The organism is Kibdelosporangium phytohabitans (genome assembly GCF_001302585.1).
Taxonomy (GTDB): domain Bacteria; phylum Actinomycetota; class Actinomycetes; order Mycobacteriales; family Pseudonocardiaceae; genus Kibdelosporangium; species Kibdelosporangium phytohabitans.
Genome location: NZ_CP012752.1, coordinates 1,025,274 through 1,050,623 on the forward strand (window position 1 = coordinate 1,025,274; position 25,350 = coordinate 1,050,623).

The 25,350-nt window shown below is 64.3% G+C and carries 22 protein-coding genes and 1 pseudogene; 16 read left to right on the forward strand and 7 right to left on the reverse strand.

Annotated features, from left to right (window positions below; all coding sequences use genetic code 11):
- Positions 1 to 52 precede the first annotated feature (52 nt).
- The 4 genes from AOZ06_RS04710 to AOZ06_RS04725 form a co-directional block, all read right to left on the reverse strand.
- On the reverse strand, positions 53 to 298 hold the full coding sequence (locus AOZ06_RS04710; RefSeq protein WP_054288293.1) for a phosphopantetheine-binding protein: 246 nt from the start codon (positions 296 to 298) through the stop codon (positions 53 to 55).
- A 37-nt stretch (positions 299 to 335) separates the two neighbouring features.
- Positions 336 to 1,343, reverse strand: a complete 1,008-nt coding sequence (locus AOZ06_RS04715; RefSeq protein WP_054288294.1) for a beta-ketoacyl-ACP synthase III — start codon at positions 1,341 to 1,343, stop codon at positions 336 to 338.
- A gap of 409 nt (positions 1,344 to 1,752) precedes the next feature.
- Entirely contained in the window at positions 1,753 to 2,628 is an 876-nt protein-coding gene (locus AOZ06_RS04720; protein WP_218922079.1) for a GP88 family protein, read from the reverse strand.
- Positions 2,629 to 3,972: 1,344 nt separating this feature from the next.
- The gene (locus tag AOZ06_RS04725; protein ID WP_054288295.1) at positions 3,973 to 4,383 is read right to left on the reverse strand and encodes a hypothetical protein; all 411 of its coding nucleotides are present in this window, start codon (positions 4,381 to 4,383) and stop codon (positions 3,973 to 3,975) included.
- A 508-nt stretch (positions 4,384 to 4,891) separates the two neighbouring features.
- On the opposite strand from AOZ06_RS04725, the gene AOZ06_RS04730 reads away from it, so the two are divergent.
- The 16 genes and pseudogenes from AOZ06_RS04730 (at position 4,892) to AOZ06_RS04810 (ending at position 23,455) form a co-directional block, all read left to right on the forward strand.
- The gene (locus AOZ06_RS04730) at positions 4,892 to 6,028 is read left to right on the forward strand and encodes a hypothetical protein (RefSeq protein WP_157232825.1); all 1,137 of its coding nucleotides are present in this window, start codon (positions 4,892 to 4,894) and stop codon (positions 6,026 to 6,028) included.
- A gap of 410 nt (positions 6,029 to 6,438) precedes the next feature.
- Positions 6,439 to 6,768 (forward strand): annotated as a pseudogene (locus AOZ06_RS62440) (DUF7715 family protein); the annotation flags it as partial.
- Between the two features lie 140 nt (positions 6,769 to 6,908).
- Entirely contained in the window at positions 6,909 to 7,331 is a 423-nt protein-coding gene (locus AOZ06_RS04740) for a hypothetical protein (protein WP_054288298.1), read from the forward strand.
- 373 nt (positions 7,332 to 7,704) lie between these two features.
- On the forward strand, positions 7,705 to 8,469 hold the full coding sequence (locus tag AOZ06_RS52975) for a DUF4314 domain-containing protein (protein WP_063809966.1): 765 nt from the start codon (positions 7,705 to 7,707) through the stop codon (positions 8,467 to 8,469).
- A 429-nt stretch (positions 8,470 to 8,898) separates the two neighbouring features.
- A complete protein-coding gene (locus AOZ06_RS04750) occupies positions 8,899 to 9,486 on the forward strand; it encodes a hypothetical protein (protein ID WP_054288299.1) in 588 nt (195 codons plus the stop codon).
- Between the two features lie 702 nt (positions 9,487 to 10,188).
- Complete coding sequence (locus AOZ06_RS04755; protein WP_054288300.1) at positions 10,189 to 10,557, forward strand: hypothetical protein; 369 nt, start codon at positions 10,189 to 10,191, stop codon at positions 10,555 to 10,557.
- A 654-nt stretch (positions 10,558 to 11,211) separates the two neighbouring features.
- Entirely contained in the window at positions 11,212 to 11,826 is a 615-nt protein-coding gene (locus tag AOZ06_RS04765) for a hypothetical protein (RefSeq protein WP_157232826.1), read from the forward strand.
- Between the two features lie 162 nt (positions 11,827 to 11,988).
- Entirely contained in the window at positions 11,989 to 13,983 is a 1,995-nt protein-coding gene (locus AOZ06_RS04770) for a ParB/RepB/Spo0J family partition protein (protein ID WP_157232827.1), read from the forward strand.
- Between the two features lie 901 nt (positions 13,984 to 14,884).
- The gene (locus AOZ06_RS04780; protein ID WP_054288305.1) at positions 14,885 to 15,550 is read left to right on the forward strand and encodes a GGDEF domain-containing protein; all 666 of its coding nucleotides are present in this window, start codon (positions 14,885 to 14,887) and stop codon (positions 15,548 to 15,550) included.
- A 338-nt stretch (positions 15,551 to 15,888) separates the two neighbouring features.
- A complete protein-coding gene (locus AOZ06_RS04785) occupies positions 15,889 to 16,488 on the forward strand; it encodes a hypothetical protein (RefSeq protein WP_054288306.1) in 600 nt (199 codons plus the stop codon).
- A 156-nt stretch (positions 16,489 to 16,644) separates the two neighbouring features.
- The gene (locus AOZ06_RS52980) at positions 16,645 to 17,604 is read left to right on the forward strand and encodes a bifunctional DNA primase/polymerase (RefSeq protein ID WP_063809967.1); all 960 of its coding nucleotides are present in this window, start codon (positions 16,645 to 16,647) and stop codon (positions 17,602 to 17,604) included.
- A gap of 55 nt (positions 17,605 to 17,659) precedes the next feature.
- On the forward strand, positions 17,660 to 18,832 hold the full coding sequence (locus AOZ06_RS53470; RefSeq protein ID WP_225953143.1) for a DUF4192 domain-containing protein: 1,173 nt from the start codon (positions 17,660 to 17,662) through the stop codon (positions 18,830 to 18,832).
- 518 nt (positions 18,833 to 19,350) lie between these two features.
- Positions 19,351 to 19,650 carry a hypothetical protein gene (locus AOZ06_RS53475; protein ID WP_179950806.1) on the forward strand — a complete coding sequence of 100 codons (300 nt, stop codon included), beginning with the start codon at positions 19,351 to 19,353 and terminating at the stop codon, positions 19,648 to 19,650.
- Between the two features lie 60 nt (positions 19,651 to 19,710).
- Positions 19,711 to 20,826, forward strand: a complete 1,116-nt coding sequence (locus AOZ06_RS04800) for a tyrosine-type recombinase/integrase (protein WP_218921937.1) — start codon at positions 19,711 to 19,713, stop codon at positions 20,824 to 20,826.
- Complete coding sequence (locus AOZ06_RS04805) at positions 20,823 to 21,155, forward strand: helix-turn-helix domain-containing protein (protein WP_054288309.1); 333 nt, start codon at positions 20,823 to 20,825, stop codon at positions 21,153 to 21,155. The genes AOZ06_RS04800 and AOZ06_RS04805 overlap by 4 nt, the downstream gene beginning before the upstream one ends.
- A 1,001-nt stretch (positions 21,156 to 22,156) precedes the next feature.
- The gene (locus AOZ06_RS04810; RefSeq protein WP_083471512.1) at positions 22,157 to 23,455 is read left to right on the forward strand and encodes a hypothetical protein; all 1,299 of its coding nucleotides are present in this window, start codon (positions 22,157 to 22,159) and stop codon (positions 23,453 to 23,455) included.
- A gap of 362 nt (positions 23,456 to 23,817) precedes the next feature.
- Here the strand turns inward: AOZ06_RS04810 and AOZ06_RS04815 are convergent, their stop codons facing one another.
- From AOZ06_RS04815 to AOZ06_RS55860, 3 genes are all read right to left on the reverse strand, one after another.
- Positions 23,818 to 24,105: a DUF6355 family natural product biosynthesis protein gene (locus tag AOZ06_RS04815; RefSeq protein ID WP_063809968.1), complete on the reverse strand. Its 288-nt coding sequence runs from the start codon at positions 24,103 to 24,105 to the stop codon at positions 23,818 to 23,820.
- Positions 24,106 to 24,233: 128 nt separating this feature from the next.
- Positions 24,234 to 24,539 (reverse strand): DUF6355 family natural product biosynthesis protein, encoded by a 306-nt coding sequence (locus AOZ06_RS04820; RefSeq protein ID WP_157232828.1) that lies wholly within the window; start codon positions 24,537 to 24,539, stop codon positions 24,234 to 24,236.
- A gap of 372 nt (positions 24,540 to 24,911) precedes the next feature.
- Positions 24,912 to 25,304 carry a hypothetical protein gene (locus AOZ06_RS55860; protein WP_157232829.1) on the reverse strand — a complete coding sequence of 131 codons (393 nt, stop codon included), beginning with the start codon at positions 25,302 to 25,304 and terminating at the stop codon, positions 24,912 to 24,914.
- Positions 25,305 to 25,350 lie beyond the last annotated feature (46 nt).

Genomic DNA, 25,350 nt, shown 5'->3' on the forward strand with positions numbered 1-25,350 from the left:
TTGGTGCGGATCACCTCGGGCGACACGGCGGGTGCGGTCACCCAGGTCTTTGTCAGCTTGTACGGTCGACGGTTGGCATCCGCTGTCTGATGAGGGCTACGAGTTCGGTGGCCGTCAGTTCGGGCACCAGCTCGTCTTCGTCGAGAGTCACGCCGAGCTCTTTGCGGAGCACCAACGCGACTTCCAGCAACACCAGGGAGTCCGCATCCATGGCGTCGAAGCTCGATTCGCGCCGGATCTCGTCCTCCGGCAAGCCGAATCTCGTCAGCACCTGGACGACATTCTCGTGTAGGTCCATATCTTCCCCCTCTGTGTCGAGCGCCTGACGTGTACATCTATTCCATGGCAACGGGAATGTCGGGCCAGCGCAGGACCGCTGATCCCCACGTCAGACCCCCGCCGAACGCCGCCAGCGCGACGTGATGGCCCGGCCGTAACCGACCGGTAGCGACGGCATCCGCCAGTGCGAGGGGGATCGACGCGGCGACCGTGTTGCCGACACGGTCGAGGTTGACGGCTACCTGGTCTTCATCGAGGTCGAGCTGCTGACCGATTGCTCGCAGAATGCGAGCGTTGGCTTGGTGTGCCACCAACAGGTCCAGATCTGTGACGTCCCAGCCGACGCTGCGTACCGTGGCGGCGACCGATGTACCCATGCACTGGACCGCTCGGTTGAACACCGCCTTCCCCTGCATCGCGAAGTGCAGGTCGGCCGCGGCCGGCACGATCCTGGATGACCGCTGCCGTGCGCCGCCGCCCCACACGGTAATCAAATCCCGCCCCGTGCCGTCACTGCCCAAGTCGAACGCGAGCAGGGCACCGTCGATAGCGGCGTTGCCTGCACGCAACACCACAGCCCCGGCGCCATCGCCAAAGATCACGCGGGTGGTCCGGTCTTGCGGGTGCAGGATCGTCGAGAAGGTATCGGCCCCGATCACAAGCGCACTGTTGACGACGCGACTCTCGATCAGCCCAGCCGCTGTCGCCAGTGCATAGACGAAACCCGCGCACACCGCCGCGACATCGAACGCGGCGACCTGGGCCAGACCCAGCCTCGTCGCGACATCAGGCGCGGTGGCGGGACAGGGGTGATCCGGGGTACTGGTGGCCAGCACTACGGCCTCAACCGTCGTCATTCCACTCGACGACAGGGCCCGCTGAGCTGCGACCACGGCCAGGTCCGAGGTAGCCATTCCTACTGGGACGGTGAAGCGTTGTCGGACCCCTGTGCGGGAGGTAATCCACTCGTCCGAGGTGTCGAGCTCCTTCGTCAGGTCGTCGTTCGTCACACGGTTCGGTGGCAGCGCCGAGCCAAGACCTGCCACGACTGCCGAAGTTCGCATGTATTCCCTTGTGAGATTCGATAGATGTCGTGTTCCCCGCGAAACAACACATCGACACAGCACGCGCCAAGACGTGCCGCCTACAACCATTCATCCATAAAGGAGCAAGTCGGCTGCTTCGCGCCCGCGCCCGTCACTCGTCCTCACAGAAGTCTCTGTGACGGCACGTATGTCGGTGCCGACACGCTGCGGTGCCGGGCCGTTAGTGGATTCGGACGGCCCGGCACCGCACGCAGGCTATCTAGTCCTGATCCTTAGTCGACGTAGTCGTGTCACCGGCACATGCCATCATCAATCCTCCTACAGTGGTTCCTCTCAACACGGTATGCACCGAGCTTTCGCGCCTACAAGAGTTGCGGCCCATCTGAGCGTGGCCTCTTGGCGGGCCACACCGCACCTTCCCCGGCGGTCAGAGAGAATCGGGACACTGAATCGCCCTCTCGCCTGTGGCCCGCCCGGTCAGCTCAGGCGCCGGATCATCTGGCGTTGCGACGGTGTCTGCCCGGGGCTCAGTGACAGCCTCTCCCCGCTCGACAGAATTGTTGCGATGTCGGGCCAGCTTCGCTCGGCGGGCCGCGTCCGTCTGGGCTTGCCATTCACTCCATCGGCGGCCAGCCTGCACGGCTCGGAACCGAGCGATGTTGTTCGCGCGGATACCGACCGGTGCAGGTCCCAGCACGGCGAGCAAGTCAGATGCGGCCTGGCTGTTCCAGCCCGCGGCAGCGATCGACTCCTCATCTGGGAACACGTCAGCAACCCGATCACCGTCACCCAGCAGATGGTCTTGTTTCCCGCCCAGGCTATACACCCACCAGAAGTTGTCCGGCGGATCTGGCTCGACCTCCGTGCGAAAGAGGCTCACTTCCTTGGTATAGCAGTAAAAACGCGTCGAGGGACGCGACCTCATGATCTCCAGCCATGCTCGAAGATACTCGAGGGAAAGGAAATCACCGCTGTCATGGATCCTGATCCACGCGTGCCGGTACCTCGAGTGGTTCAGCTCGGCGAGCATAGCGGCCTTCCACCCATCGAGATCGCCCAGGACGAACTGCAAATTCCGCTGGTGGCGCGCGAGAACACCGGGGATGCGGTATGTGCCGTTCAAGGCGTAACAGGCCTGGGAACACACTCCGGCGTTCCTGCATGTCACATATGTGGTGCCGTCAGGAAACCGACCCGCGAGCGCGGGCAGCGTCCAGGTGAAGATCCCTAGCGGACGCAATCTCCGGTTTTGAGTCAGTAGCCTTTTCGGCCGCCGTGCGGATCGCTCGTCAGGGCAGAGGATCTCTTCGTGAGTCACAGGGTTCCCCCAGACATGATGCGCCAACGGCCGCAGACAGCAGTGTGTCGAGGGGTGAGACCGACTAGTACATCAAGGATAGCCGACGAGGGAGCACATCAGTCGATCATGTTGATGACCTACGGGAGTTCATAGGACTGGTGCGTGTCGGACATAGGCGTGCTCGTGGGTTCGCTCGGCGCGGGTGGCACTCTGCACTGTCGTCGACACGAGATCAAGCCACGGAAAAGAGCCGAGCTTGATCTCGTGTCGACGACAGTGCGACGAGTACACCCCGCCGAGCGAACCCGCGACCAGCGCCGACATGAAGGTGTGTCGGTGATGAGGAGACGTTACATAGTGGATGGTGCTACGTCCGCGTTCTTTCGCGAGAAATCAGGGTACACACCAACTTGTGCGGCTTGGTCTGGTTCGTGCTCGGCGAAAAGCTCTACGCACCAGGGAGACACGCTCATGACGCCTCTTCCCATCTCGGTGGACTGTGGCCACGAAGTCCTCGCCCGCGGCCTTCGGTCCGGTTTCACCACGTTTCCCGGCAAGGCCGGGACACTATGCTATCCATGCGCAGACGACCTCCATCGCCTCACGATGGCCAATCCTCACGTGCGTTCCTACCGTGCAAGGCTCAACGGGACAGCTATCACCAGCCCGTACGGCGGTCGGCTTGCCGAGGTCGTGCTGCGCACCGCCAGCCGGGAGTTCGTCAGGCCATCGGAGACATTGTGGATCACAGACACCGGCGGCCGCACGTGGGTGTCCCACGTATCCCCCGGACGCCAACGTGGAAGCGTGATCCTGACCTACGCATCCAAGGCTCAGATTCCGACCGTGCGGCCATCGGCGGACACTGTCCTTCCGAACGACACCGTCGAGGCCTGGGGCACCGCATACACGGTGGTCAAGGTGAGCAGCGTCGGGGCAACAATCATCTCACCCGCCACCAGTGGACGAGGCACGACGCAATTCGTGCATTGGGCAGCGGTTTCGCGCCACACGCCGCAATCGTGCTGTATCGGTCCCCGGGACCTATGTCGGTGCGTAAACGGGGTGCCCGAATGCCCGATGTCCGGGTGTAATGGCCGTGCCACTACGGTCGTCGATCGTCACGAGTATCACGGCGCCAGGCACACAGTTACGTGGGAAGAAAGGGTGTGTCCAGAGCACTACGAGCGACTGATCACCCTGCTCGGATGGTCCACACCCGCCCGCGGCGTCGCAGAGTAGGACCCGTCACCGACTCCCGCCGCACGCTGCGTCAGCGCTGTCTAGGCGGCATGTGCTGCCGTTTCTGGTTTGGCGTCCGCGCCGCCGCGCCAACGACCGCATCGCCTAGCTGACGGTATTGGACTGTGCCGGTGACGGATCTGCGGCCTCGCGGGGAGGCAGTTCCGTCACCGGCGCCTCCCGGGCCTTGGCGTTGTTCGGCTGGTCGGCGTCGATAGCCAATTGGCGCAACCTTTTCAGCTCTTGCTCCGGCGCGCACAGAAGGTTGGAAGCGCGCGTGTACGTGATGCGCAACCCGCCGACGAGCTGTTCGACCGTCCTTCCCAATCGGATCTCCACCTGACGCAGCGCAACTTGTGCTTGTTCCTGCTCGTCGATGTCGAGCAGGAAGTCGGTGACGAGTTCCGTCTCCTGCTCATCGCGTTGACGCTGCGCCGCGTCCTCGGTGAACTTGCGCTCGAGCGCCGTTCGACGTTTGACTTCCCTCGCTCTGATCTTCGCTGACGTGCGTGCCATACGTCCACGGTACTCACCGCGCATGTCACACGAGGAGCAACGAGTGGCCCGCATTGGGCCACGGTTTCACCTGTGTACGGCAGGCTCTCCGTCACTGCAGTGACCCTTCATCAACGACTTACGGTCGGGCTGGTTTGTGCGGTCATCCCTCAGACAGCCACGTCGACGTTGCGTGAGGCGCAGAGGCGAACGTCTTCGGCTCGTCGCATTAGTAGTTGCTTCTCATGAGGCTGTTCAGCGATGCCGCGCGCTGCCAGCCGTCCCAGGCCCGCAGAGCGTAGGTACCGCTCCGCGGGCAGTCCGCGTCTTCTCAGGATCGAATAGCACTATGCCTCCATTGACCTCAGTCGATCACGAGCTCCAGTCTCAATGGGCCCTCGATCGATCGCGCAGACTGCTCGGTGTCGAGCGCCGCCCGCCGCCGTCGGTTCCCTTGGACAAGGTGGTTCGCGCTGGTCCGCCTCCACGCGTGGTTCTCTCCTATGGCCTCGGAGTGGACAGTTCGGGCGTGTTGACTCGGCTGTTGACCCAACCCGATGTGCGGGATTTCAACCTCGACGAGCTTGTCGTGATCACCGCGGGCACAGGACACGAGTGGCCCAAGACACTCGAATTGGCCTCTCAGAACATGTTGCCGTTGATGGCATCCAAGGGCGTCCGCTACATCCAAGTGGCCCGCCGTGGTCCACAGGAAGCCGACGGAGTCGATGTCACGTCCGACTCAAAGAGGCCTGATGCGCTTCAACTCGTTGGAAACTGGACGCTTGCCAACGAGATGCTGGATGGTGCGACGGTTCCGCAGACTTGCGGGGACCGGATCTGTTCGCAGCATTTCAAGGCATTCGCGTTGGACACGGTGATTGCCGCCATCACGCAAGGCCAGCCGTATCGGCACTTGATGGGCTACTCCGTCCACGAGCAGAAACGCGCTACTCGAGATTCCCTGTACAACACCGGAGTTCGTCAGGGCGAGTATCCACTCATCAGTTGGGAGTGGAGTCGGCAGGACGCGCATCGACTGCTAGAGAACACCTTCGACACACAATGGATCAAGAGCGCATGCGTCTACTGCCCATTCGCCTTGAGCACCGAGGCTGGCAAGACGGCCACTTTGGAACAGTTCGCCGCGGACCCCAACGCGGGCCTGCTCGCGCTGGCGATGGAGTACACGGCGACGTGCCTCAATCCCACACAAGGATTGATCAAAGGTCAGAGGCTCCTGACTCTTCTCCGCAGTTCTGGAGAGGCCGGGGAGGTTCTGACCATGTTCGCCGAGTACCTAGCCGCAGTCCCATGGGCTGTCTACGAGGTACGGCGGACCTTGAGCCCACGTGTAGACGGGCGGTTCAACTACGCGCGGTCGATACAGATCCTCCACGCAGGTGCCCGAACCGACATGCACAAGAGACTGAAGACGAGCGCAGTCGCACTCAAGACTCCCGTTTCTGTGGGGGATCCGCGGTTTCCTGATGATCAACACCCGCGCCTGTGGCTGCGACGCCGACATCCGGACCCGCGCAACCTGCCCACGCAAGCCGACGCAGAGCACTTCATCACCATCGCACCCGCCACCGCGGTGAACAAGACCGGCCCAGGATTCCACACTGCCTGGGCAAGTGCGTCGCAATACAAACTCGCCGTGTGACACGCCGAATGCCGCTCAGTTCACCGACTCACCGCCCTGGCAGGCACGCACTGCCTACGTCAGACCGCACCCATCTATCGACTGGCCGCATACCGAAGGGCCCCAACAAGCATGAGCAACCACGGCTCCACAGGTTCTGCCGACGAATACACAGTCAAGCGCTACGAAACCGGTGGCGCCGTGTACAGAAACGGCGAGCGCATCGGACACTATTGGAAGGACAAATGGAGCGGCTACGCGGCGTTTCGATCGGGACTATCCAAGCCTGTCGCACGGCCCCGAACTGAAGCCGGATGTATCCGCAAACTGACCGGTGGCGCGCTAACTCACGTCCCTCGCGACGACCAGTGACGGAACTCTCTAACGGCTGCAACCCACCTTGGCTGCCTGCACCCGGAAGGACAGACGCTATGCGACTGCTGGTCGCCACGAACACCACCCAGGGAGCCCGCAGCAGCGACTTCGACCACGTTTTCGGCCCCGAACCCGTCCAACTCGCCGCAGTGTGCCACCGCGACGGCGACGACCCGGACGGGTCCTGCGGCTGCCGCCGAGCGTTCGTCGGCATTCGCTCCCGACGACCTGTCACCACCGCCATCGTGATCGAGCGGGACATGACCCCCGAGCAGTACTGCTCTCTGCTGCTCACGGGGTATCAGACCTCCGGCTATGGGCGTCGCTACAGTCCCCAGGAGCTCCATCGACTCGCCGAGCAGACCGCTGCCGATCTGGAGCAGCTCGCCGCCGAGCTGCCACCTGGCGCTGTCGTCGAACGCCGCGATGACAACGTCATCGTACGGATCTTTGCTCACCCTTTGAGGGCCTGGTCGGTGAGGAACTCGTGCCTGGTCCGCACGAGTCCCACCATGACAATGGGTTCGTGTCCATCAACGTCCACGGCGACGATCGGGATCAGACGTTTCCCGCATGGGTGTCTCCCGGTCGGTGGAACGGCTTCGCCATCCCGACCTTCAGTCGTGCCACCGCTATCCAGGTCGTCGAGTGGACCAACCGGTTGCACGCCGACGACCCCAAAGCCGCTGCCTACGCCCGCTGGGATGGCGAGGATGTCGTGTTGTCCGAGCCACAGAGCGACAAAGGCCGCCCTGTGCGGATCACCCCCGACGAGCACGGCCGCTATGCCATCGGCGACGGCTGGACGTGGGAGGAACAGCAGTGCTGGATCTGCCACCTTCCCGCACGTCCTGACGAGAACGGCGACGCCGTCCAAACCCACGAGTCGGGCTGTCCCACCGACACCGCCACCGACCAGTGGCCGCTGGCGGCACACGACCTCATCTAGCTGCACCACCGCCCACCGAACAGGACGCTGGGCTCCACCCTTCGGGTAAATCCACAGTGGACCTTTAGGCACGCTTCTGCGGTCATGGGAGAAGACTTCCACGAGCACGCCCTGACCGTATACACGCACTCGTGCGTTCCTTGACAGAGTTTCCGAGCAAGTCACTCAGCCAGTTGAAACACCGCCCCCGGGCAGCTGCTGCGTCTCGACAACAACCAGGCGAAGTCGTGGTTATCGCAACTTCCGGCGGCTACCGACTGTCGCGCACAGGACATCGCTGCGCCCGACTGAATCCCGCGCAGCCTCGGAGTACCGAACGTCCAAGACGACCTTGAACGACACACATCCGCAACCGTGACACCCGGAGGTATCTATGCGTGATCCGATCGTCGACCAGATCGCGGAGCGGCTACGGTCACACGACGGTGACCTCCGGGTTCAGCTGGTATTCACCAGCGACCCGGACACGAAACTGACACCCGGTGACTGTGGCACCGTGCTCTTCATCGACGACACCTCTACGGTCCACATCCACTGGGACAGCGGATCCCTGCTCGGCATGGTCCTCGACGGTCGAGACAAGATCCGCGTCCTCGAGCACGACAACAGGTCACTCGACCGCGTGCGTGCCAGTCTCCTGGATGGACACAACGAAGATGAGGTCAACGTCGTATTCGCCCAGATCGAAGCCGGAACTGGTGTACGCGTCGTGTGCGTGTGGCAGTACGGCGACGATTTCGGAGCGGCCGGCGACTCACAGTTCTACCGGGCGGCCGCCAATGGCCGTCTGTTCCGAGTCGCCGCGCCCCTCTGGGATTGGTTGACCGCGCACCCCGACGTTTCTGTCGCATTGACGGAGGCCCCCGTGGACTGGTTCGCCCGCGAGGCTGAAACGTTCGCGATGATCGATCTGCCGTACCACGACGGACAGTACAACTACGCCTACCGCGACACCTCAGCACGGGGAGCAGCACGCGCCGAACTAGCGTCGGAGCTGTTGCCCAACCTCACACCGGATCTGTGCGCGTCCGCGCAGTGTAGGGGACCAGGCCAGCCACCGATTATTGGCCAGACCTGCGGGGTGTGCCTCATGATTCGTCGCTTGCGGGCCATCGCCGCCCAGGACACCGCTTCCTAGGTCCACCGACTCGTCAGAGACGACCACACCACGGCACCCACTACGGATCGACTGGCCACGGGACTCCGGCTCCGTCGCCATGTGCCGCGCTCGACCGACCGTGAGGGCAGGAGCCAAGCGGATGTGACCATCCGGTCCCTGCCGCCAGATGACAACCCTGCTCTGCCGACATCGACAGGCCCCAGGTGATGCTCGCCGTAACCGACCTCGTCGCCGCTGGCATTACCGCCGTCGACGGCCGGTGCCTCACGACCCACGCCGCGCCCGGCGGCACGTTCAACTCCATCTCCGCAGCGGAATTTACTCCGGCCGGGTGACCCCACGGTGAGCGCGACCTCGTCGACGCGGTCCGCGCACCCGACCCGGGGCACACATCGGCCCCGTTGATCCGAGCCGGGGACATCCACTAACACGACTAGGAGTACGCCCATGCTCTACGACGACGTCACAGTACGAGACCGTACGGTGCTGGTTCGCCTCACCACTACCGCGACACGGCCACCCGGCAGGCGCCAGACCTGGACCGCCCAGGCTGGTCATTGGCACGCCACGGCGTCGACCGAGAAGGCCGCCGCGGATGCTCTCGCGGAGAGGCTGCAGCAGTTCCTCATGCACTACGAGGCCCCACGACTGCTGACGTTTCGAGGCCACACCGCCGTCGTCGAACTCGCCGTCGGTGACGGCACGCTGTACTGGAAACGCCACATCGTCACCCCTGACGGGCGGGTAACCCTTTCCGTGTTCGGCGCCAACGGCTGGGCCGAGGCCGAGACTGAGGCCCGGTACACCCTCGCCCAGCAGTCAACCGACTGGCAAAGCGACGCCAGCGTGCACGAGGCTGCCGCCTATCTCGACCGCGTCCCTCGTGACGACGATCGATTCGGGTCCGCGGAGTTGTACCGCTACGCCGCCTGGCAACGTGCCGCGAGGGCCGCGATAGACAACGGCCGGACCGACTGGCACGAGTGGGCCGGTGCACACCACCAGAAGTTCACCATTGCCCCGCCCACTGAGTAGCCCTGGTCATCTCCTCGCGCGACGCGGCTGCCCAGCCTCATACGCGATCGCCCCGCCGGTGACACTGCCTGGTGTACGCGTGCTGTCCACCAGGCAGCCTTGGGCGACAGCGTTGCTGGAGCTGGGGAAAACTGTTGAGAACCGATCCTGGCGGACCACGTGGACTGGCCTCGTGGTCATTCATGCCGGACACAAGTGGGACCTTCGAGGCCGCGACCTCGCAGCCGAGTTGAGCGTCACGATCCCCACAGACCAACCAACCGGCTACCTCGGGGTCATGGACCTGGTCGGCTGCCATCGTGACCGTGATTGTTGCAGGCCCTGGGGAGAGGCCTCTCAGTTCCACTGGGAATTCACCAATCCCCGCCGGTTCGAGTCTCCGATCCCTGGACCAGGCTCGCGTGGACTATACAGAAGAATGCCTGCCGCGGTCGCCCGTGCCATCGCCAGTTGACCGGCAACGACGGCGCTTCATGGCCGCATCGATCCGTCTCGTCAACATGAGAAACACCGCGCACCGAACCACGTCCACATCGACTGACGATGAACGTGACCACTGTGGATGGTCCCGGCCGTTGCGAGGGCTTCACCACTGACAGATTCACCGCGCACATCACACACGACCGAGGACATCAGCGGAGAGTTCGGCCAGCTGCGTCCCGCAGGCACACATCGTTTGACAGCAGGGGAGATGACGATGACATGAGCACCAAACTGATCTACGGGCGGCGCGTCCGTGTCCACGTCAATCTGCATCTCCAGCGCCTGTCTGTCGTCAACCCATCCACCCAGCGAGTGATCGCGTACGTCGACGACATCATTCTCACGGAGGTCGAGTTTCGCTATCAGCCCGCCTGCGTCGAGCGCGTACGGGCCCGCAATGTGCGGGCAGTCTGCGCATACGCGTTGGGCCGCCACGAATCGACCAACACTAACCCCGGCGTACATGGACGCCGAGTGCGATACAACCCATTCGAGCTCCCATACTTCCACGACCCAGTCACGGGTGAGCGCGTCGATCGGGCGAGCCGCGTCCTGTTCGTCAACCTCCGGGCGTATGTAGTCGACTAGCGGAACACGATTTGATGACTGCGCCACCCAATCGTTAACGGAACGCGGAACCGATCCCTGTCTCGCCAGGCATTTCTGATGATCACCCACGAGCAGAAGACGGGGCCACCGCTGACGGATGTCGCCCGATCCCGTGACCCGAGAGACGGCAGGTGAGCCAGTCCCCAGTTGCCGACGGTCGGTCGACAACACGCGGCATACGAGGCGCCAGAGAGGAACGCATATGCGAGTGGAAATCACAATCGCGATGTACGTGCAGGGTGATCAGCACACACACCCGTGGGAGCTAGAAGACGTACTTGCAGTTGTCCGACAGCTGGACGCTATCAACCTGGAGATTGTGAACGTGCGCAAGGCCATGCATCCGTCGATCGGCATAGTCGGCAGAGCGCGCAACCGCACTGAAGGTGAGTAAGGGGGCGGCTGTCTCGTCCCGGACCGGGGCCGCACACGCTGAGCGACTGCGGCGCCCGTGTCCACCCGCGCCCCGATGACACCGCGTCGATGCTCCATGGATGTGGCAACTGCCTTCGCGGGTGGACACGGGTGCCGCCGCCGCTCATAGCGGACGGACCCCGACCGGAACGAGAAAGCCGCTCTGGTCGGTGGCAAGGCGATACCTGATCACAAGGGGAGCCCCTCAGGAGGACAACCATGCCCGACTCCGACTTTCCCTCAGGAGCTGACGCGGCGACGGAGCCCGGCCCCGACGCGGCGAACTGGACCCCACAAGGTGGACTGCGCTCGTACTGGGACAGCGCTTCACCTGCCGCCATGATCGCGGTAGTGGTGGGAACTGGCACTATCCGGACCGTCCACATAGGTCGACGAAGCACCGGACGCGACATCACGCGTTTGGTCGGCGACCCACGCATCGACTGCCTGCGCGAGATCACCGGAACCGACATCTGGGTTGGTGACGACAGTGTCTTCAGCCACCCACGAAACCAGCTTGCCACGCTATTCTACACCATGTTGCTCAAGGACATCACCACCGGCGACTACGCCGCGAGCGACGACGACCGCAATCACATACGCGAGCTGCTCGCCCACAAAGACTTCGTGCCCGTCATCCACGGCCCATGCCTCGTCATCGGCGTGAACCACCACGGCGACACGGCCCCGCTGAGCGAGAACTTTCGACACTGGTTCGAAAAATTCCTCAACCGCGTCAGTACCGAACGCAATCCAGTGATCCGGCGCGCCCTCGCCGCCGCCACCGGCGTGCCTCCAGCCCTCGTCGACAACATCATCACGTTCGACGCCTGAACCTCAGCACGGCGGCACCTGAAGGCCCACTGCCGTCAACCCGGGCCCAACACACGCACACCGTACAGATGGACACAGACGCCCCGAAGAGCCAGCGCGCCGACCCAGCGCGGCCGCGACACAACAGGTGACGGCACCTGCGATCCGAACGCTCTCCGAGCAGTGTCGCGCGTCCAGCTACTCCAATCCCACGACCCGAAAGGACACCCACCAGCCATGTCTAAATGGCGATTTGTCGAAGTCAACCCTGAGGAACTACTGACCGATCAAAACGCGCGCACCATCGAGGACATCGAGGCTGAGAAGCCCGTACTGTGCGCCAGCATCCGGCGGCACGGCGTTCTCATTCCCGTCATCGCCAACGAAGTCGGCGATGGACGGTTCCAGGTCCGTGATGGACACTGTCGCACGCTGATCGCGCGCAAGTACGTCGACGTCCGGCCGACCATCGATGTCGCCGTTACTGAGTCGGTGGACGAGAAAGAGTGGCATCGCCTGCGCGATCTGTACATCTACAACCACCACCGGGAGGGCTTCTCGGTCAGCGACACGGCCCAGCTCATGGCCGAGCTTGCGCTGTTCGTAACACCCGAGGAGATCGCGGCCGAACTCAGCCAGGACCTGGACGTAGTCAACGCGAACCTCGCGGTGACCCGGAGCCCACGCACCATCGCAGCCAGCCAGCAGCACCCGGAGTGGGACCTGCTGATTCTGTTGGCTCTGTCAGAGTTCGAGGACGACGAGCCCGCACACGAGAAACTGGTGACCAGTCTGCGCGACGATCCGTACGAGTTCGACTACACGGTACGGGCGTTGCGCGCCGAGCGGGAGCGACGTGAGGCCGTTGACGCTGTCCGCGACGAACTGCGGGAGACCGGAGTCACCGTACTCGAGGCCGACGGCACCGCAGGCCGCGACGAACTTCCCGGCGCGACGACACTGCCGCTGAACCGACTGTACGTCAGCAGCACCGACCGGACAGTGCTCACCGTGGACACGCACACCGACTGCCCAGGGCATGGGGCAGTCGTGCGGCCAAGTTTCGGTAGCAGGCCGACGATCACCTACGTCTGTGCGGACTTCGCCCTCCACGGGCACGTCGACACGGTCGTCGTTGCCGTACAGGACACCGTCGGCCAGCTCGACGACGCGGGAACCACGGTTGTCGATGCCGACCTCCCGGACACGACCGAAAAGCTCAGCAATCTCGTAGTCAGTGCGGACGACCCCGCAGTGCTCACCGTGGACAACCACACGCACTGCCCAGGACACGCCGCCTATGTCACCCCGGCTCGATGGAGCGAACCGACGGTGACCTACGTCTGCGTCAACTACACCGACCACGGCCACGTACGAGATGAATCGGGCGTGGCGGCGGCCGCGGCGGCCGCCGCATTCAAGAACGCGGAAAGCAGCCGGGCCCGAGCCAACAACAAGAAGTGGCTGGAGGATGCCCTGCCTCGACGCCGGGCGTGGCTGCGTGACAAGTTCTTCCCTGAGCTGCTCGCCAGCGACAAACCCCTGTCAGCGGCGGCTGAGGACATTGTTCTCGCGGCGATGAACCTGCCCGGCGACCGCTTGCAGAAGGCGAAGATGAAGGGCAACGTGTTCGCCTGTGAACTGCTCGGGCTCAAGGCGCCCAAGCCCGGTGCAAAGCACCCGATCGACGTCAAGCGCAAGCGCGCGTCGATCGTGGTCAAGGGCAAAATCATGCTGGCGATCGTCCTCGCCGCGTTTGAGGAGTACTACGACGCCGAGCACTCCAAGACGACCTGGCGCTCGCCCTACGCCGAGGACCAGTTCTTCTTCACCGCCTTGAACACGTTGAAATACAAAGCCCTGCACGTGGAGCAGTTGGTCCTGGATCCGACCGCTGATGCCGTGAAATGGCCACATCTGGCTCCCGCGGGAGCTCGCACGGCGACTGATGATGACCAGGACACGCGTTCGTCCGACCTCGCCGAGCCCGACTCCGATGCCGACACAGTCAGCGGAACTGATGCCGGTGACGCCATCCAACTGCCGGACGACACCGGCGACACTCCGCCCGGCACCCGGGGACAGGACGAGGCTCACACCGACCAGGGCGAGTACGCCGATGCAACCGACGATGACAGTTCCACCGATCTGACACGGGAGCTGGCAGACGTCGCGTAGAAGCGCGCCGAGAGCCGAGCACGCGTCATAGGCCGGATAGGTGGACCGGTCCGGGTCGGTGGAGCCGCCGCACTCTGTAGTTCCGCCGGTACGTGGTCAAGCCGCGGAAGGGATCGCGGCTTGACCACGTACCCGTCGGCACTACGCAGGAGTGCGGCCCACCGACCGGACACGACACCGCAGGTGAATACAGAGCACAGATGCGTGCCGGGGTGCCGCAGACCGCTGTGTGTGGGCAGCTCAAGCACGGATCCTCTGGAGGTTCAATGCCCAGTCTCACTACATCCCCAGCACATGTTCAGCTTGTGGTCGTCAGGTCCGCCAATCACCTGTACGCGGTGAAGAGCCCCGACTACATCGACGGGTGAACCAGACATCAGACCGACATCACGTCCTACCAGCCCCTCGACGGCTTTCTGTCCGAACACGACGTTCGGTCCACCACGCCCGTGGCGCGGCTCGATGCCCTCGACCGGCATGTCGAGAGCCAATTCATGCTATCCGGACCGATGGTCGCCGCGTTTTTGCCCCGGGGAACGGTGTGGTCCGAGAGCCGCCGCCTTACGCCTTATCAAGGGCAAGTCTGGGATCGGATCGGAATGCTCAGCTTCGTGAGCATCGACGTGTACCTCAACCTGGTGTGCCAGGTAGGTGGGACCGTACACCTGGTCGCTGGCGTTGATCGCGCGTGACCTGGCTCGTGGGTGAAGACCGCGCCCACCCGCACCTCGCCCCCTTCAGCCTGCCCAAGCGGAACGCGGGAACGCGTGCTCAGCAGCCGCTGCGCGACGTCATCGGCAAGCGAACACGTTCGTGAGCCAGCAGCGATGACTGACTGATGCCCGGCTGGACCACGCCTCGCCGAGCGCACCGTCGGACCTTGACGAAAGGAATTCCCCCCATGGCAACGATCGGCCCATTGACGCCCATGGGTGGCTACGTTCTTGCTGCCGTGCTCCTCGTTGTTGCTCTTGTGCAACGGCGCCAGTTACGGACATGGCGCATGGACGAACTCACGAACCTCCCCGTGCGCCGCGAGTTTCACCGTCGAGCCCGTCGAGCACTCCGACGCGGCGGCCAGGTTCTCGTCTTCATCGACCTGGACCGCTTCAAAGCCATCAACGACCGCTGGGGGTACGACATCGGCGACGCGACCTTGGCCGTCACCGCTCGACGAATCCGGGCCGTCCTACGCGGCCGAGGGTTCGCAGGCAGGTACGGCGGTGACGAGTTCGCCGCAGTGATCACACCACAGCCCCACGAAACGATCCACCAGGTGCTATACCGCCTCGTGCAGGCCATCGCCGCTCCGCTGGAGTTGCCGTCCGATCGCACGCAGCACGGCGGGCCGATTGACGCCATGGAGGTCCGAACGTTCTTCCTCGGAGCCAGCCTCGGGGCCGTTGACCTCACCGACGTTCCCCGACCTGACTTGGCGGGCACGATGATCGTGGCCAACCAACTCATGGTCCAGGCGAAGGGGCGGGGCGGAGGCATCAACCTTGTTACCGGCCAACCGCACGACGAGCGCCTGTCCAGGCCACGAGGCTCCCGGTCGCAACGGTGATGCGGCGGCATCGGCAACGGAGAACTCGACCTGCGCCTGCCGGATGCACAGTGCTTACCCGCCAGCCGAAGGCGGCGTCACGAACGACCTCAATGGACAGCGTCCGTCCATCCTAATCGCGCCAGAGTGCGTCCTATCGGATCAGCGGCCGGTTCGCTGGGATGAATGCACCTATGCGACTCCACCGCCGCCGCTGCTGCCGCATTCGGCCCAGCACGATTCCCGGCCCGGCATCCAACGTCGGGCGCCTTAGAAACCATCGACGGTGACCAGTAGCGCATTCGTCCGCGTGGTGCCTACGCGTCCTCGATGGCGCGGTTCCAACTCGGAGAACCAACATGACCACCAAACCTGACCGTTCATCCCGCAATCCCTCGATCGATGTCTTCCGCGAACTGGAGCGCGTATACGACTCCGCCACTGGCGGAAGGAAGGTGGCAGAGGAGGAAATCGCCAAGGCGATGGCCCGCCATCCTGCCAGCAAAGACAGAATATGGCACAGCTTCGGCCTACTGACGGACTCACCGCATGTGACCGTACGGCCGGAAAGGCTGTTTCGCGCGCACTGCCGCGAGATTCTGGACCGCGTCGCTCAGGACGACGACACACGTCCCGGCACGAACGCTGAGATCCTCACCCTTCTTCATCAGATCAGCGTGACGGTCCCCCTGACCATTGAGCCATACAGCCTGTTCATTCGGCTCTGGCCATCGACGATGCCGGAACACCAGGACCTGGTCAGCGACATCGACCACCGCGAGGCGTTGTTCGGATCTGAGCTGGACGATCTTGAGGCGAAGGCCAGAGCGAAGCTGGCTGACCCAGATCGGGTTCTTGCCGCCATCAACTGCGACGGCATGCACGACACCCTGCGCGTCCAATGCAGCTACGCGACGCCGCGCCAACGCTCGACACATCGACGAAGCACGACGACCTGACCGTCATCATCACCGGCCGGCAACGTCGACCTTGCGGGAATCCATGGGCCCCATCGGCTGAAGGACAGCCACGTGAATCCACGAGCGACCACCCAACGACCGCGAAGAACTTCCCGATCACTACGCCTGGCTCGCGCCGCCCCGCGCAGAGCTCGCGTGCCACATCAACTAGCAGCCGCGCTCACCGCAGCACGGGACGGGCACTACGTGTTTCCCTTGTGGCCAGGCAGCAAGAAGCCTGCCATGCACGGACAGGACGACTGCCACAACCGCGAATCCTGTCCTCGAGAACATCAAGGGTGGGAACAACGCGCCACACGCGATGCAGACCAGATCCGCGCCTGGTGGCGAGCCGCTCCTTCACTGGGCGTCGGTATCGCAACAGGCCCCTCCGGACTCTACGTCGTCGACCTGGACACCGCCGCCGGGGAGACAGCACCTGAGCAATGGGCCGGCGCACGGCACGGGCGAGACGTTCTGGAACGTCTAGCCACTCAAGCTGGCCAACCATTTCCCGACACGTTCACCGTGCGCACACCATCCGGCGGGACCCACCTCTACTACCGCGACAGTCCACACACACAACTACGCAACACAAACGCATCGGCCGGATGGCGAGTCGACAGCCGCGGTCCGGGCGGATTCGTCGTCGCCGCAGGAACTGACCTACCCAACGGCACCTACACAGTCACCCGACGACTACCGATCATCCCACTGCCCGACTGGATGCGCGCACTGTTCACCCCACCCGAACTCGACATCGTCTACGAGGCGTACCACGGCGACCACGTCCGCCTATCGGACGAACGCACACAGGCCTACCTGGACACAGTTACCCACAGCGTCGAGTTCGCACGGCCCCGGACCGCCCACACATCGCTGCTCCGGGCGGCGATCACACTGGGACGACTCGTCGCCGGCGGCCAGTTCAACGACGGCGATGTCCGCGCGGCCCTATTTTCCGCCGCCGAGCGACGACGCATCCCGTTCCGCGAAGCCGACCGGACGATCAAAGACGGCCTGCTCTACGGCAGCCGACTGCCGCGGCGACTGACCAACACAACCGGCCGCGTTCGACGCGCCTCAGATGCCACACGGGTCAACCGCATCGCATAGATGCCGGGCCATCTCAGCGACATCGACGCGCGGGCCGCCTGGCGCAACTTCGCGCATGGTGCCATCGCCAGGTGCGCGACGTACATCACCAGCCGTTACCCATCTCTGGAAAGGATCCACGTTGCCTCCCCACGATCTATCCCGCGTACGGCTCAAGACACCAGCGGACCTGATCGCTGCCATCCCAGCGTTGTTGGGCATCGAACCGACCCGATCCCTCATCGTGGTGATCGAATCCGGACAGCAAGGGATGCGCCAGATCGCGACAGCACTGCGAGTCGATATTCCGACCGCAGACCTCTACTTGCCCCTCGCCCTCCAACTGCGCCGTGCAGTCCAGACCAACGGCATCCCGAACGGGTCGGTGGCGTTGATTGTCGTCGATGAATCACCAGGCTTTGACCTACCACACCGTGAGCTTCTCCGCCTCCTGGGCGAACAGATGCGCGCCATCAACGTACCGATCACGGCCGCGCTGTGGACCGGCTCAATTCGTACAGCGGCGCCATGGGCAAGTTACTTGGGACCTGAAGCGGGAACGCTGCCTGATCCCGCCCTCAATGTCGTGAGCCTGGGTCGTATCGCCACCGGACACCGGATATTCAGGAGTCGCGACGAGCTTGCTGCCGGACTCAGCCCAGCAACAGATGCCACGACTGTCCGGCGACGGACTGACATGGCGCAACGGTGCCAGCGCACCTTCAGCCAAGGAGCCCATTCCCAGAGGACGGAGCCGGACGCCGAGACAGTCGAAGCGGCGCGCGCCGTGGTGAACGACGCGATCATCGCCGCCGTCGACGGCCAACTGCCAGCTCACGACGATGACATCGTGCAGCTGGCCGTCGCCCTGACCAGCTATGGCGTCCGCGACTGGTGTATCAATCACGTATTCGCCGACAGTGCCAGCGCCGCCGAGAATTTGTGGTTGGTACTCACACGCGAATCACCGCCGGGGTGGCGAGCGGACCCGGCCGTGCTCCTGGCCGTCCACGCGTTCGCTAGGGGAGACGGCGTGCTCGCCAACACTGCTCTCGATATCGCCGACGACGAACAGCCCGAACATACCCTCGGCGGATTGCTACGCCTCACCATCGACAGCGGCATGCCAACGACCAGGTTCCTGCAGGCGCTGCGCGACATACTGCCCGCGACCCAGCGCGACACGCGGCCGGCCGTTCCCGCCACCCAGCAGCCAGCCGGTCAGATCTACCCGCCGCGTAGCGGCTGACAACCTCCCCTGGACCACTGCGGCGGCCTGCACCTCCGTCTAAAGTCGCTACGAGATACGCAGGCCGCCTTGCTGCGGCGGGGTCCAGCGACCAACATCAGCAGCGTGGTCTGCTGCTCAGCCAGGGCCGCGTTAGCGCTGGCTCACGAGATCTCCAGCGCGGTCCCCTCGACACAGCAGCGAACGGTGGGAACCGCGCGGTCAGACCATCAGCGAGTTGCCGGACCGGTTGGCCGGTGAGTAGCGAACACTCGCACCCTGACGGTAGCCGAGTCCCGCGCGACCTTCTTATCGCCGGGTCTGCCGACTGAGCAACAGCCAACATGCCGGCTATCTCTCCGCGAGTGACCGGCCGTTGCTGCTTCGCACCCATCGCCTGCGGCACGCGCAGTGGCGCAGGTAGTGGGCGGCTACGGGAGTTCCCGATCGCATCGTCGTCATTCCCTACCTTCGGCGTTGCACGCGGCCTTTCTGAGAAAGCTCGACGCGACAATCACATGGAGACAGGAGAAAGGGTCATGACCGACGTCACCGTGCCGCCGATACCGTTGTCGCTTCAGCACCTCCCGACTGTGGGTGGATTGGTCGTGCCTTGGATCACGCCACGCACGGCCGATGGCCGATACCTGTTCGGCTCAGTCGATCACGATCGGATGGGCCGCGCCTTGGTCGACCGGTGGTGCGGAGTGTGTGGCCGCCCGCTGGAGCACCGCGCCAAACAGGAGGAATTGCATTTGATACAACATTCGTCCATCGAGACAGGTGTCGTTTCTGCTGGTCGACGCGCCACGGTTCGTAGGCGGTCGCATGGCGGCTGACGGATGCGATCTGCGGGAACCGCACGCACGCATCAATGATGCATCTGATACAACGGACGTGTGAAGATCGAAGCGCCTGGTTCAGTGGGTCTTGTGTTGGCGGGCAACGTCGTCCACCTCGATCCGGAGCGGGCTGTGTTCGACGCGATGTTGGATGGGTGGGCGCGTCAACAGGCTGCGAGGTTCCTCCGTGCGTCAACCGTGGAGCCGCGTTTGCGGCTGGTGCGTCGCATGGCGGAGTTCACCGGTCTGTATCCGTGGCAGTGGACGCCGGCAGAGGGCGAGGCGTTCATCTCCCACCTGCGTGGCGGTCCGCATGGGATCAAGGTGTCCACTGGGCGTGGCTACGAGGTCGAGATCGGCCTGTTCGTCGAGTATCTTCTCGACGGCCGTTACGGGTGGTTACGGGAGTGCGCGGACCGCTTTGGCGAGGTGCCGCAGGTCGTCTTCCACGACGGGAACTCGGTGGCGCACGTCGCCGAGTATGAAGGCGATCCCCGACGAAGGCCGTTGTCCTACAACGAGATCCAGGCGTTGTTCGACGCGGCTGACGCGCGAGTCGCACGGATCAGAGGCCAGGGCCGGAAAGGGGCGCTTTGCGCGCTGCGAGATTCGGCGGTACTCAAGATGGTGTACGCGTTCGGCTTGCGTCGGACCGAAACGTCCAAGTTGGACCTTGTGGATGTCCGTCGTAACCATAAAGCGCCGATGTTCCGCGAGGCGGGGAGCGTCATGGTGCGCTACGGCAAGGCCAGTCGTGGTGGACCGCCCAAGCGGCGCACGGTGTTGACGGTGCCGGAGATGAGCTGGGTGGTCGACACGCTGGAGCATTGGCTCATTGAGGTTCGTCCGCAGTTCGCGCCGGGACGTCATCCGGCGCTGTGGGTCACGGAGCGAGTCGGGCGTCTGTCACCGAAGTCGATCAACACCGCGTTCACGGTCGCCCGCGACGACGCTGGATTGGATCCGGCGCTGGATCTTCACTGTCTGCGGCATTCGTTTGTCACACATCTGATCGAGTTCGATTACCCGGAGAGGTTTGTGCAGGAGCAAGTGGGTCATTCGCACGCAGCAACCACGGCGATCTACAGCGGGGTGAGCAACGAGTACCGCAACAAGCTGTTGACGTCGTCGCTGCGGGCGCGGCTCGGTCGGGACTGGGATGGTGGATCGTGATCAGGAAGATGGGTTACGAGTGGCATCTGCGGCAGCGGATGGCCGAGCGGAAGCTGTTCCAGACCACCGAGTTGGTCCCACTGCTGGCCGAACGCGGGGTAGTGCTGTCCCGCGAGCAAGTCTTCCGGCTGGTCACCCAGCCGCCGCAGCGGTTGAACATGGATGTGCTGGTGGCGCTCTGCGACATTCTCGCGTGCACTCCGAACGATCTGATCGAGCCGGCGGTGGTCAACCAGCAACTCCGCAAGACCGCCGACGGGGTGGCCCCGTCTGCCGACGTACCGCCGCCGGTCGCGCGGCGCACCGTGATCCGGCGACCCGGCGAATGACACCTGCGCGAACGGACAAGCGTCGACGTCGGTCGCGCTACGCGGGCTCTCTGCAGGACGCGCTGATTGAACTGGTCGCCTATGTCCGAGTGGTTGTGGGGCAGGGGCTGAGCGAGGAGGCGGTCGAGGCGATATTGCGTTCGGCTGCGGTGAGCGGTCCGCGGACGTTGCGTCCGCTCGTCTTGTACATCCGGTCCGAACCGGAGGCGTTGACCGCGCCGCCCGCGCACTGTCCCGGATCTCTGGTCCGTCTGCTGCTGGCCCTCGACGGTGCCGGGCATGGTGATGCGGTCACGCAGCGGGCCTGCACGAGTTGCGGGCGCGCTGGGATCATGTTGCCCCGAAGCGCTGAGTCCGGCCGTGTCTGCGCGCGCTGCGCAGACCGCGCCAGTCAACGGCCGTGCGATCACTGTGGCGAGATCGGAGACATCGTCACGCGCTCGGCCGAGGGCATCGGTACCTGCCGACGCTGCTATCGGGCTGACCCGGCACGCCTGCGGCTCTGTGACGAATGCGGGACGATGCGCGAACCGGGGCGGCGCACCGGTCCACAGTCGTGGCTGTGTATGTCCTGCGCCCCACGCCCGCGGCACGAGTGCTCCCGCTGCGGCACCCTCGCCCCAGCCCACGCCAACGACCAGGACCAGGGGCCGGTCTGTCGCGAGTGCTATAGCTCCCCGCCACGCATCTGCGGAACGTGTGGCCTGGACCGACCGATCGCCAAACAGGCCGTCAACGGACAGCCCGACGTCTGCGTCCGCTGCTACCGCGGACGCCGAGATACGTGCAGCATCTGCGCGCGCACTCTGGACAACGTCACCCGCTTCCGCGGCGGCGCTCTCATCTGCACCAACTGCCGCCCCCGCGCACCGCGATCCTGCCGACTCTGCCGACGACGGCGCCACGTTCAAGCGAACTGGCCGCTGGGCCCGATCTGCTCCAGCTGCTATTCGTCAGCCACCCGCAACCCCGCACCCTGCACGCGCTGCGACACCACCCGCGTGCTCGTGGGCCGCGCCGATGACGGCGGACGAATCTGCGGGCCCTGCGCTGGCGTCGACGTCACCTTCACCTGCCTCACCTGCGCGCATCCCGGCGACCTCTACGCCGAGGGCCGCTGTGCCCGCTGCGTGGTCAGCGATCGAGCCTCCGACCTGCTCAGCCGCGGCGACCGACCAGTCACGGCACAGCTACTGCCGCTGAAGGAAGCACTCATCAGGGCAACCAACCCGCGGTCGGTCATCGCGTGGCTGCGTACCAGCCCCGTCGTCCGACTCATTGCCGACCTGGTCGAGAAACACTCGACCATCAGTCACGACCACCTCGACGCCTTGCCGCCAAACAAGAACGTCGACTACCTGCGCGCCACCCTCGTCGCGATCGACATCCTGCCGCCCCGTGAGGAACAGCTGTCCAGGCTTGGCCCCTGGATCAACGCCGCTTTGGCCGACCTCCCCGCCCACCACCTGCGCTACCTGCGCCCGTTCATCGAGTGGGACGTCCTGCGCAGTGCGCGACGCACGGCGGCGCGCAAGGGTTACACCATCAGTTCGGCCACCCGCGACCGCAGCAAAGTCCGCTCGGCGATCCAGTTCCTCGCGTGGATAGATCAGCAGCACACCGATTTGACCTCGATCACCCAAGCTCACGTCGACCTCTGGATCACCACCGGGCCAACCACCAGACAACGCGCACGCGCCTTCCTGCGCTGGACCACGGCACGCAAGATCACTACACCACTGGCCATCGCGCACCAGCGGCGCGCACTGCCAACGCGGTTCCTCGACGAGGAAGACCACATCGACCAACTCCGACGGTGCCTCACAGACCCTGCCCTGCCCGCCGAGGCCCGCATCGCAGGGGCGCTGGTCCGGCTCTATGCCATGCCCCTCACACGCGTCGCGGAGCTGACCGCCGACCGCGTTCACCACGACAACAACGACACCTTCCTCACCCTCCGCGCGAATCCTGTGCTCTTACCGCCCAGCCTCGCCGTGCTGATCGACCAGCAGCTGGTCAACCACCAACGCGGCGTCATCCCCGGCAAGATTCACTACCTGTTCCCCGGCACCGTCCCCAACCGACCGCTTCGACCCGAATCGCTCGGAGTTCAGCTCCTCCGACATGACCTCGGCACCCCCGCCGCACACAACACAGCCATGGCCATGCTGGTCACCGATCTCCCAGCTGTCATAGTCAGCGACATGATCGGCATCAACATCAGAACCGCCAACCAATGGCTCGGCTACGCCCGCACCAACTGGACCGACTACCTCGCCGCCCGGCAAGAGAACGACTAGCGCCCAGCGATGGCTGGTGATGTACTGCTGCCCCGTGTGGGTGCCCGCATCGCGCCGACCACCTTCGACGAGTGGCTCGCAAAGCAGCGATAACATCCCCACCACAGCACCATGCGCTGCTGTCATCACGGTAGGTGACGAGGCGGCAGAGCCTGAAAGACAGCTGGGTTGTCGGTGAAGGTGCGGCGTCGTCGACGGCGTCTGGCCAGGATGGCGGTGCAGGCACAGGTCTCCCCGCTGATCACAGAGCGTCGCAACTCCATGATTACGGAACCTGTGCCGGTCTACCCGCTGGCCAGCATTCCACCGTGTTAGGGGGCTGCCTGCGGGTGGACGGGCGTACCGTCCACCCGCGTGTGTGATCAGCAGGTCTTTCCCTTGTACCAGGCGTACCTGATGTCAGACAGGCTGCCCAGGGGAGTGCGGCGCGGGCCAACGCACCGGTCGAAGCCCGGGTTGCCATGGTGCTGTTCGACGCGGATCACGACGTTGCCCGACGACGCGCAGTGGTTGTAGTAGGCCACGTTCTTGGCCGCGTCAGGGTCCCAGCCGCACGCCAGCGTGCCCGCCGACGCCGATGGGGCGCTCATCACTGCTAGCGCGATACCTGTACTCGCTACAGCGGTCAATGCGGCCTTGGTGATGTTCATCCTGCGCACAATCCCTCCAATGATCTGGTCAAATAGATGTCATTAGTGCCCGATTAGCGGAATGTTGCCGGTGTGTGAGTGTGGTATCTGCCGGACGCCCGCATTGTCTTCGCGGTCCAGCGCCGGAACTAGCAGCCAGTACCGACGAACACCAGACGGATGATGTCCTGGGCTGGCCCGAGATTATGGTTTCCAGGGCTTAGGCACCGGTCTTCGTCCGGTTTCGGCGGCTTCCTGTCGATCTTGATCCTGACGGATGTCGTTCCGCAGTTGTTGTAGTAGGCGTTGAGGCCAGCCGTGTAATAGCCGCACGGCTCTGCCTTGTGTTCTGTGGTGGCCGCCGCGACCGCTCCGGGAGCGGTGGTGATCAGCAGCGCCGTCGCGACCGCCGTGCCTGCTCCGGCGAGCCGGCGCAGCGCTCCACTGAATTCCATGGTCAACCCCATCACTGATTCGTCGATCTGAAAGAAATTACCGAGCTGGCCTACACCGCACCTACATGGCGTCCTTCAGGCATTTCCAGTCGGGACGGATGTCCACCCCCTTTCTTTGTCGCGTGTTCGCGCCGGCGCGATCGGATCCGACGGAAGAACGGCGCTCTGTGGCTCAGCTGAGCGGTCCGGAACATCACACGGTCTCGGGTGGGCGTGGACGCGCCGGCGGCGACGAGCCTCGCGGTGTTGGCGTGGGCGGTGTGGTTGCAGCGGTGTCCGGTCCGGCTGTGCGTCGCTCCCCCTCGAAGCGAGGCACAGCACACGGTGTAATGCCCGCAGGATTGTCAGGCACCGGGACCTCGAGGGAGCCGGTTACCTGTCGCTGGTGCAGACGCTCGGGATGTAGCCCGACCAGCCCGGTGTTCCGTCGTGACGCCGGAGGTCGTCCTGCACGAGAATCCAGCCGTTGGCGTCGTTGACGCCGCAGGCCTTGTAATCCACACCGACCACGATCTTGCGGCAGGGAACCGTTTCTCCCGCATACAGAGTGAAGACGTAGCCGCTATCGGCTTGCGGCCTGGACTGTGCCTCCACCGTGGCATTGACGTTAACCCACGAGCCGTTGCACCGGCCGCCCACGAGCACAGCCGATGATCGGCTGCCGTTCGAGGGGGCTGGCGCAGCGCTTGCCCCGCTCGACATCGACACAGACGTTGCCAATACGACGATCGCCGCGCCGGTCAGCGCGCGCAACTTCGATCTCATGTCGCCCCTTCGATTCGGTGACGTGCAGTAGCAGCGTGTCGACATC